The following is a 6,358-nucleotide window of genomic DNA, read 5'->3' as shown; positions in this document are numbered from 1 at the left end:
TTCGATTGGCTCCAATCGTTGTGCCGCCAGACCATTTCTGATGGTGAATGCATGTGCACGATGCACGGAGGCTTCCGGTCGGGACCGAGTCCGAGGGCACGTCGCAGCAAGAAATGATACAGCGGCGCTTCCCACTCCTGCGCCTCGATCACGTCAATCTGCTGATCCTCGATCAGCGCCTCGGCGAACATGGCGACATTGAGTCCCCATGCCTGTGCGGCCATGGGACTGATGAGCAACGCGGCCACCTCATCTGCCGTCGTCGATCGGCCGCCGTACGCAATAGGCAACTCCATGGGCACGCGATGGATCACCAAACGACCGTCAGAGGAAATTTCCTTCGCGCGCGGTGCTCCGTCCCACTGCTGGCCGATCACATGAACAATGTCACCCGCCTCCGCCAGCAGTCGGGACATGTTGGCCACGTAGGTTCCGATGCCACCCGCGGGATACGGCGCCGGCGGAAGTTCTCGCGAGATGATGAGATGACGCGTCGCTTCAACGTGCAGTCCGCAGTGGGCATCAGTGACCGGCGCTCCGAAGGCGGTGGCTTCATTGCCACAGCGGGTGATCGTAGAGCACGCGACTCGGGTCGGCAAGGCCCGGGCATCGCTCGGCTTCCACACCGCGAGAACTCACCCGACAGGGGTGCCGTGGGACAGAGTGGGTCGTCATTCTTTGATGCGGATCTCCTTCGCACTGACCTCTCCGTGAAGATCGCCCTACTCTCCTACGAATACCCACCCCATACGGGTTTTGGGGGTATCGGCACCTACACCTGGCACCACGCACGCGCCTTGGCCAAGCTGGGTCATGAGGTGCACGTGATTGCCGGGGCGACCGAGCACGCGGATCTGCAATCCGCCTTCAGTCATGGCGTTACCGTGTGGCGCATCAATGGTAACGGACCAGCCGTGCGCGCCGCGCACCTGATCGGTGCGCTCGGACTGCCCTGGACGCGCAGCAGAATGGAGATTGCCCTCAATGCGCGGCGCGCCGTGCGGGACTTGGATCGTCGCATCGGATTTGACGTGATTGAGGGACCGGAATGCGGTGCCGACGGGCTCTTTGCCTCGACGGTGAGCGACGCGCCGGTCATCGTTCGCCTCCAGTCCCCAGCCAGGCTCATCATGCCGTACTACCGCGTCTCCAGGGCCGATATCGTTGCCTGCTCCGCGATCGAAGCCTTGGGAATGCGACGGGCCCACCATGACGTCAGCTCGGCCTTTGTCGCGTCGGAGGTGCGCAGGGTGCTTGGCGAGACACGGCCGATTCCGGTGATTCCGAACGGTATTGATCTCGACTGATTCGACGGTCAGCGATCGATTGACGCGACCAGTGCGTTCGGGTTGCCCAGGAACAAGGTGACGATCTTCTTCGGTGCCCGCATGGAACGGCGGAAGGGGCTGCACCTCTTCCGGGAGATTCTCCTTGGGGTTCTTGATCGACATGACGTTTCGATTGTGCTCGCCGGCGCCGATGAAAGCGGCTATGTGCAGTCTACCTTGCTGCCTGAAATACGTGAGCGGGCCTGTCGGGGCTCGGTGACGTATCTTGGCGCACTGGGGTTGGGGGAAGTGCGATCCTGCCTGCGACACGCGGACATCTATCTGTTCCCGAGTCTCTGGGACAGCTGTCCTTCGGCGGTGCTTGAGGCCATGGCGGCCTCGAAGGCCATCGTCGCCAGTGACGCGGGGGCTGCCTGAACTCATCTCGCATGGAATCAACGGGCTGATGGCACGGCCGATCACCCCGCGCAGTTTGTTGACGCGCTGAGCGAGCTGATCGAGAATCGGGGCTTGCGCGAGCGTTTGGGTGCTGCGGCCAGACAAAACCGTGGAACAACAATTCACTGACGAAATTGTCGCTGCGCGGTCGATGGACGTGTATCGATTGCCGCGCGGCTGATCGGCAGCGACGGTGGTGCACTGATTCCGCGGATATCGCGGAGGAGCAAGCATGCGGACACAGGTGGCAATCGTCGGTGGCGGACCCGGTGGCTCGGGAGCGGCCCTCCATCTGGCGCATCATGGCGTCGACACCGTGATCATTGAGCAGGCGACCTTTCCCCGCTACCATATTGGCGAGTCGATGACCGGGGAATGCGGAGCGTTGCTTCGCGACCTCGGGCTAGGCGACCGGATGCTCGCGGCCGGGCATCCGCAGAAACAGGGCGTGAAGGCGTACGGCAAAAATGTGTGGTTTGTCCTCTTCAAAATGCGGACTGCCGCTGGGGACCTTGAGGATCAATTCACCTGGCAGGTGCGTCGAGCCGAATTCGACACGATGCTGCTCGACGAGGCCGTGGCACGAGGATCCACGGTTGTGCGCGGGCGCGCTCGAAACGTCCTTCGCGCCGACGATGGATCGGTCATCGGCCTTGACGTGGTGAAGGCGGACGGAAGCGTACAGCGGATTGCGAGTGATGTGGTGCTTGATGCGTCCGGGCAACGCACCTTTCTGGCTCACCAAGGTGACCAGTCCCCGATTACCTGGCCGCTACGACAAACAGATTGCGATCTTCTCTCAGGTGGCCAATACGATTCGCGATCATGGCACGCGCGAAAACCATCAAGACAACGCGCTCATCTTCTACGCATCGAAGTATCGCTGGGCGTGGTTCATCCCTTTGAATGACCACGTGGTCAGCGTTGGCGTCGTGGTGGACGGCGCGTATTTCTCAGCCTGAGGGAGACCAAGCAGGCGTTCCTTCTCCGCGCGAGTTGGAGGTTGCACCCCGAACTGGCGCGCCGGACGCCGGATCGCGCGCTGATTGAAGACGTGCGCGCCGTGCCCAACTACTCGTACTTCGTGGAGCGATATACGGGGAAGGGTTTCATCTGCCTTGGCGATGCCCATCGATTCATCGACCCGATCTTTTCGTTTGGTCTGTATCTGACACTCAAAGAGGGCCAGCTGGCCACCCCGCATATTCTCCGCTACCTGAGTGGGGAGACCCGGGACCTGCCCGATCCATTTGCGGCGCATCAGGCCATCTGCACGGCAGCAATGGATAACCTGCAAGACCTCATCGACTCGTTCTGGGGTGACCCACTGCCGTTCGCGATGCTGGTCAATGGCACGCGCACTCGAGACGACCTGATCGACTTGTTTGCTGGTCGCGTGTACACGAACAGGACAAGCGACGGCGCCTGAAGTCGCTTCAGCAGATCGCAGCGCAGGCGAGGAGGCCAGGCGTAGTGGGACGCCGGGCCCGATGTAGTCAGGCGGGGCCAATGAGGGCGCACAGCGCCAGATAGTCCGCTTTCCGGTTGACGTCTCGGGAATGCGATCGAGGACGTGGAACTGATCAGGGATCATGTACAGCGGGAGTCGCGCGGCGCAGAAGCGTCGAAGCTCGATGTTTGAAACCGCCTCGCCAGGTAGCAGGGTGATGAACACATGGATGCCCTGGACCGTACCGCTCTCGGACACCGCCACCGACGCGGCCGTGATTACCGAAGGATGGGTATTCAGCACCGCTTCCATCTCACCAAGCTCGATGCGATAGCCGTGACGCTTGACCCGGCGGTCTGCACGACCGTGGAACACGAGGTTGCCATCAGTGGCGCGACTGACCAGATCGCCGGTCCGGTACCAGCGACGGCCATTCCGGTCCTGCACGAACCATCCACCATCCGCATTGGATCTGTTCCAGTAGCCGGTCATCAGGCCCGCACCGCTCACCTGGAGTTCGCCAATGGCTCCGGGCGCGCACGGGATGTCGTTGTCGATGATTCGCACCGCGTAGTGCGCACACGGTGCGCCGATGGGCAGCGTGTCGGCGTCCGATCCAAGCCACGGTGTCGGGACCTCGTACCACGTGCAGACATTCGTTTCGGTGGGGCCGAAGAGGTTGAAGTACCTGACGTGCGGCCATTGCTGCATCAGTTGCTTCAACTGCCGCACCGGAAACACCTCGCCCGCAAAGAGGACGCGCTTGAGCGTCCTCGCCGAATGTCGCTCCAGGTGCCCGTACTGTGACAGCGCTATGAGCGCCGACGGCGTGAGTACCAGGTGGTGATCTGGTGTTGCGCCACGGCCGCCGCCAGCGCTTTCGGATTGCGCGCCTCGATGTCATTGAACAGCACTACGACGCGCCTAAGCACACTGCGCGGCGAAGATGTCGAACACGGAAAGATCAAAATGCAGCGGCGCGTGGGACGCGAGGCAATCGTGTGTTGACAGCTCGAATGCACGAACCGCCCATCGGACAAACGTCATGGCGGCTTCATGGGAGACCTCTACGCCTTTCGGTCGACCCGTCGACCCTGACGTGTGCACGATGTACGCGGGAGCATTCGCCTCGATACGTGAATGCGCGGGGCGCATTGGTTGTTCCGTAACCGGCACGCGGGTGATCGCATCACGCGCATGCGAATCCGTCAATGCGAAGATCTCGGTGCCCGAGGAACCCGGCGATGCTCCGGTGAGCGCGTCTGCATACAACGTGTCCACAACGGCGATACGGGCCGAACAGTCCGCAAGAATCTGCGCGGCGCGAGACGGCGGTGCCGCAGGATCAATCGGTACGTAGGCTGCGCCGGCGCGCAGTACACCCAACATGAAGGCGATCGCATTTGAGGACTTCGGCAGGTACAGTGCGACCCGGTCACCGGTGCTGATGCCGCGCGCGTGAAGAAATAGCGCGACCCGTTGCGCACGCGCGTCGAGGTCTCCATACGACATCGGAGGCGCGTTCGCGTCACGGAAGCGCGATGCGATCGCCACTGGCCTGTGCCTGAAGCGTGAGCGCGTCTGTGAGCAAGTGCCACGATCAGGCAGGACGCTTGAGTTTCTCGCGGACGAGCTGTTCAATCGCGGCAGTGTGTCCAATCGATCGCGACCGACTTCGTGTGCCTCAAGCTCGATACCATAGCGTTCCTCGAGAAACGCCACGAGCCCCAAGGTGCTGATGGAGTCCAGAATCCCGCCGGAAATCAGCGGAGTATCGGGTGCGAGCAATGCGGCTTCGTGTGCCGGAAGAAATCGCTCGCCGATCCAGGCACGCAGGTCGTCGCTGATGTTGGTGTCAGTCATGATGCAGGGCAGAGAACGTTGGGTCGACGGTGGGCCTTCGACAGGATCAAAACACCGTTCGTTGTACCTAGCGTCTTCGCGGCGATGTGAGCAATGGGGAGCATGGTGCAATTCGAAGTGCAAACTACGAATGGAACGGAAGCGGCACCAGTCGCCACGGTCAGCGTGCCGCGACGTGTGACGAGAGGGCCACGAGGTGGCGCTTCGTGGATCGAACGGTCTCGCGCCAATCGGCGAGAATGAGGGTCTCGCCGAGACGGTCGACAATGGTGTCGAGCAAACGGTCGATGCCTACGGTACCGTGGTACACCGGCAGGACGAGGGTGCCGATCGATCGGTTGCGACAGTGCACATCGATGGTGACCTCCTCCACATCCTCATCAAGCAGCAGTGGCGAACATAGGGCATCCACGTCGATGGATCGGGTCACGCTGGCGGTCCGCTCGCGCCGCCGCACCGGACAATGGGCGGCGGTTTCGAACGGAGACGAATCTGACGTCGTCGTTGATGGTATGCGCGCGACAATCTCGGCGGCTTCCCCACCGCGCGCGTGTGTACCGGCGCGACGCACCTACCATTCCGCAGCTCGGCGAGCAAGTCGACGAAGGCCGGGCCGGAACAGCGCCCGCCTGACATGGTGCAGCAGCGCAATTCGGCCCATCATCATCCGCTGGGACATCTGCTCTTCCGGAAAGGCCAGCACGGACCGCGCTATGGCGCAGGCAAACCCACGACTCCATCCCTCGATCTGATTCTCCACTTCCCGGAGCTCTCGTCGATGCTCATGTCGTACCACGGCGCGTGGCTCACGTGCCAGTAATGCGCCGAGTCTGAGCGCGCGGAAAAAGTATTCCAGTTCCTCGCCGCCGCTGGCGCTCGTCCCGGCGCCAAGCGCCGCGTCGAACAGGCCCACCCGCGCAATCAACCGCCGCCGCATCCCGAAGTTCGCGCGACTCCGATCGTCCCGACATCTCTGACCGCGGTGCCGACACAATCCCCCGCGGCGCACAAATCCACTGTCGGCGGTAACGCGCGATGAAGCCACCATAGCGTTCAAACAGGACTTGGGCGGGCGTAACCAGCTCCAGGGGTTCGACGGGTCCTGTGCTCAAGTCGATGTCGGGATTCCGATCGTACAGGCTCCGGTGGGCTTCGATCCACCCGGCGTCCGGTACGCAATCATCGTCCGTGAAGAGCATGACGTCCGACCGCGCCTCGAGCAATGCGCGATTGCGGGCCCATGCGAGTCCCGGCCGAGGCTCGATCACCATGCGCGTTTGTGGCAAATCGTGCCCGCACATAGAGCGTTCGTCGCTCG

The 6,358-nt window shown here is 62.3% G+C and carries 9 protein-coding genes; 4 read left to right on the top strand and 5 right to left on the bottom strand.

The window, feature by feature from the left end:
* Positions 1–509, bottom strand: a 509-nt coding sequence (locus IPP90_16450; GenBank protein MBL0172278.1) for a glycosyltransferase, incomplete at its 3' end; no start/stop codon positions are given.
* Positions 510–710: 201 nt separating this feature from the next.
* Between IPP90_16450 and IPP90_16445 the strand changes: the two genes are divergently transcribed.
* The 3 genes from IPP90_16445 (at position 711) to IPP90_16435 (ending at position 2,637) form a co-directional block, all read left to right on the top strand.
* Positions 711–1,307, top strand: a complete 597-nt coding sequence (locus IPP90_16445; protein ID MBL0172277.1) for a glycosyltransferase — start codon at positions 711–713, stop codon at positions 1,305–1,307.
* A 57-nt stretch (positions 1,308–1,364) separates the two neighbouring features.
* A complete protein-coding gene (locus IPP90_16440; GenBank protein ID MBL0172276.1) occupies positions 1,365–1,706 on the top strand; it encodes a glycosyltransferase family 4 protein in 342 nt (113 codons plus the stop codon).
* 253 nt (positions 1,707–1,959) lie between these two features.
* On the top strand, positions 1,960–2,637 hold the full coding sequence (locus IPP90_16435; protein MBL0172275.1) for a tryptophan 7-halogenase: 678 nt from the start codon (positions 1,960–1,962) through the stop codon (positions 2,635–2,637).
* Here IPP90_16435 and IPP90_16430 read toward each other — a convergent pair.
* The 3 genes from IPP90_16430 to IPP90_16420 all read right to left on the bottom strand — a co-directional run bounded on the left by IPP90_16430 (position 2,593) and on the right by IPP90_16420 (position 5,470).
* Positions 2,593–3,669: an AMP-binding protein gene (locus tag IPP90_16430; protein MBL0172274.1), complete on the bottom strand. Its 1,077-nt coding sequence runs from the start codon at positions 3,667–3,669 to the stop codon at positions 2,593–2,595. The two genes, IPP90_16435 and IPP90_16430, sit on opposite strands and share 45 nt — an antisense overlap.
* A gap of 432 nt (positions 3,670–4,101) precedes the next feature.
* On the bottom strand, positions 4,102–5,040 hold the full coding sequence (locus tag IPP90_16425) for an AMP-binding protein (protein ID MBL0172273.1): 939 nt from the start codon (positions 5,038–5,040) through the stop codon (positions 4,102–4,104).
* 160 nt (positions 5,041–5,200) lie between these two features.
* Positions 5,201–5,470, bottom strand: a complete 270-nt coding sequence (locus IPP90_16420) for a hypothetical protein (GenBank protein ID MBL0172272.1) — start codon at positions 5,468–5,470, stop codon at positions 5,201–5,203.
* A 120-nt stretch (positions 5,471–5,590) separates the two neighbouring features.
* On the opposite strand from IPP90_16420, the gene IPP90_16415 reads away from it, so the two are divergent.
* Complete coding sequence (locus tag IPP90_16415) at positions 5,591–5,860, top strand: hypothetical protein (protein ID MBL0172271.1); 270 nt, start codon at positions 5,591–5,593, stop codon at positions 5,858–5,860.
* On the opposite strand, the gene IPP90_16410 is transcribed toward IPP90_16415, so the two are convergent.
* Positions 5,847–6,311, bottom strand: coding sequence for a glycosyltransferase family 2 protein (locus tag IPP90_16410; protein ID MBL0172270.1), 465 nt, complete (start codon positions 6,309–6,311; stop codon positions 5,847–5,849). The genes IPP90_16415 and IPP90_16410 overlap by 14 nt on opposite strands.
* Between the last annotated feature and the right edge of the window lie 47 nt (positions 6,312–6,358).

The organism is Gemmatimonadaceae bacterium, from assembly GCA_016720905.1.
Classification (GTDB): domain Bacteria; phylum Gemmatimonadota; class Gemmatimonadetes; order Gemmatimonadales; family Gemmatimonadaceae; genus Gemmatimonas.
The sequence above is the reverse complement of the archived record's forward strand: the minus strand, read 5'-3'. Positions and strand labels throughout refer to the sequence as shown.

Excerpts from the sequence above, each read along its gene's own strand:
- IPP90_16435 (MBL0172275.1), top strand. The coding sequence starts at position 1,960 with ATGCGGACACAGGTGGCAATCGTCGGTGGCGGACCCGGTGGCTCGGGA.
- IPP90_16425 (MBL0172273.1), bottom strand. The coding sequence starts at position 5,040 with ATGACTGACACCAACATCAGCGACGACCTGCGTGCCTGGATCGGCGAG.
- IPP90_16410 (MBL0172270.1), bottom strand. The coding sequence starts at position 6,311 with ATGGTGATCGAGCCTCGGCCGGGACTCGCATGGGCCCGCAATCGCGCA.
- IPP90_16430 (MBL0172274.1), bottom strand. The coding sequence starts at position 3,669 with ATGACCGGCTACTGGAACAGATCCAATGCGGATGGTGGATGGTTCGTG.